This is a genomic window from Falsiroseomonas sp. E2-1-a20 (genome assembly GCF_051433195.1).
Classification (GTDB): domain Bacteria; phylum Pseudomonadota; class Alphaproteobacteria; order Acetobacterales; family Acetobacteraceae; genus Falsiroseomonas.
On the sequence record NZ_JBHMFT010000209.1, the window covers coordinates 1 to 435 of the forward strand.

Annotated in this window: 1 pseudogene; it reads left to right on the forward strand. The window is 69.9% G+C overall.

Annotation, left to right across the window (positions count from 1 at the left end):
- Positions 1–13: 13 nt before the first annotated feature.
- Positions 14–435, forward strand: a pseudogene (locus ACFHPP_RS31400) (hypothetical protein); the annotation flags it as partial.

Consider the following 435-nt stretch of genomic DNA (forward strand, 5'->3'; position numbering starts at 1 on the left):
GATGCGATGGTGGGTGATCGCGGCGGCCGGCATAGTGGCCCTCGCCGCGGCATCGCATGTCACGCATCTGCTCACAGGCCTAGCGATTATTGGCGCGCTCGGGCTCTGGCGGCTCGTGGGCGGCGCCGCCATCGCGGTTCCGCCGTGTCGGCTCGCCCTCGCCATGGCCGCGATGCTGACCGGGGCGGGTGCGGCGGTGGGCGCGAACGCTGCACTGACGGGCCACACCGAGTATACTGGGGGCGGCAGTATCTTTCTCGCAGCGCGGCTCGCCGGCGATGGGCTGCTGCAGCGGCATCTCGCCGACACTTGCCCGGATCCGGGCCTGCATCGGCTCTGCGCCGCGAGGGGACGCATCCCGTTCGACGCAGACGAGTTCCTCTGGTTACCTGACTCGGTGCTCTACGACGACGGCGGCTTCTTCACCCTCGAGCT